Annotated in this window: 1 protein-coding gene; it reads left to right on the top strand. The window is 61.4% G+C overall.

Going from position 1 to position 1,070, the window contains the following annotated elements:
* Positions 1-1,070: immunoglobulin-like domain-containing protein (locus tag AC1DQM_RS29800; RefSeq protein ID WP_477747255.1), on the top strand; the 1,070-nt coding region annotated here is incomplete at both ends.

The raw sequence follows: 1,070 nt of genomic DNA, 5'->3' as shown, positions 1-1,070 counted from the left end.
CTGAGCAACGGTGCCGTCATCACCATCGAAGCGGGTAAAACCACCGGCTCCGTAACCGTCGATGCACCGAAGGACGACGTCTATAAAGACGCCGGAACCGTTGAAGCGACCATCAAGGACGCAACCGGTGGCAACTTCGAGAACCTGGTAACCAGCAATACGCCTGCGCTCACCACCGTCACCGATACCATCGACACCAGCACCGTTTCGCTGAGTGCGACCGCGAACGTGGCCGAAGGCGGCACCGTGGTGTACACCGCGTCCGTCACTGCTCCGGTGACTGGTTCGCCAGTGGTTGTGACCCTGTCCAATGGCCAGACCATCACCATTCCGGTCGGTGCCAGCAGCGGTTCTGTCAACTTCGTTGCGCCAAACGATGCCCTCGCTGGCGGCGGTTCTTTGAGCGTGAAGATCGACGACGCCAAGGGCGGCAACTACGAGAAGCTGGAAGTCGACGGCAAGTCGGCGGATACCTCGGTGACCGACACACCGGACACCACCAACCTGTCGCTCACTGCGACCGGCGCTGTAGATGAAGGCGGTCAGATCACCTATACGGCGACCCTGACCAATGCCGCCGGCACTCCGGTCACCGTGACCCTGAGCAACGGCGCCGTCATCACCATCGAAGCAGGCAAAACCACCGGTTCCGTCACCGTCGATGCGCCGAAGGACGACGTCTATAAAGACGCCGGCACCGTTGAAGCAACCATCAAGGACGCAACCGGCGGCAACTTTGAAAACCTGGTTCCGAGCACTGCACCGGCAGTCACCACCGTCAACGACACCATCGACACCACGACCGTGACCCTGAATGCCACCGCTTCGGCAGCCGAAGGCGGCACCGTCACTTACACCGCAACCGTCGGTGCGCCAGTGACTGGTAGCCCGGTCACCGTGTCCCTGGCTAACGGCCAGACAATCACCATCGATATCGGCAAAACCACCGGTACCGTGACCACCGCCGCGCCGAACGACGCATTGACCGGCCATGCTCCGCTGACCAACTCGATCACCAACGTCAGCGGCGGCAATTACGAAAATCTGGTGGCGGACAAAACGCCGGTCAG

The sequence above is a fragment of the Pseudomonas sp. 01L34 genome, from assembly GCF_056400265.1.
This window is presented reverse-complemented; position numbering and strand designations above follow the sequence as displayed.